Source organism: Campylobacter sp. TTU_617, assembly GCF_016599045.1.
Classification (GTDB): domain Bacteria; phylum Campylobacterota; class Campylobacteria; order Campylobacterales; family Campylobacteraceae; genus Campylobacter_D.
This window is the reverse complement of the sequence record NZ_JAENKV010000048.1, coordinates 1-608: the sequence shown is the minus strand read 5'-3', so window position 1 is coordinate 608 and position 608 is coordinate 1. Positions and strand designations below refer to the sequence as shown.

At 25.2% G+C, this 608-nt stretch carries 1 protein-coding gene; it reads right to left on the bottom strand.

Going from position 1 to position 608, the window contains the following annotated elements:
* On the bottom strand, positions 1-608 hold a 608-nt coding region (locus GQV94_RS07640), incomplete at its 3' end, for a DUF2920 family protein (RefSeq protein ID WP_200170446.1).

Genomic DNA, 608 nt, shown 5'->3' with positions numbered 1-608 from the left:
AAGTATCCACCATAAGACCCCCCCCCATAAATTTTAGGTAAATTTGCAAATTCAGGATAGTTTTTAACTATATCTTTTAAGGCATTGATATGATCAATTGCTGCCATAATGCCATAGTTTTGATATTCGTTATTTGGTGGGATTAAATCACAACTTAAATAAGCTTTAATATTTTTTTCAATAATTCCTTCTTCTTTTAATTTTTTAATATGTTCTTCTATAACAGGATAAATAAGATTATAATAATTTTTCTCATCCGCTTTAATATGAGATAAACCTATATTAGATAAAAGTTTTTGAATTTGATATAAATCTTGTTCATTGGGCACAATTTTTGGATTATATTTTTCATCTATGCTTTTTCTTGCACAAAAACAATGATAAAAAACATTAACCACAGCTACATCAAAATTTTTAGCTAAATATTCTCTATCAAAATCTAAAAAAGATATATTAGCATTAGCTCCAAAACCACCTATGATAAAAACTATAGCTTTTATATCTTTACTATCATCAAAAGTAAGTCTATACTCAAGCTTACTTTCTCTTTTTATATTAAGTTCAACATCATCACAAGAATTAATTTTATAGGATTTGTTAATTAACAT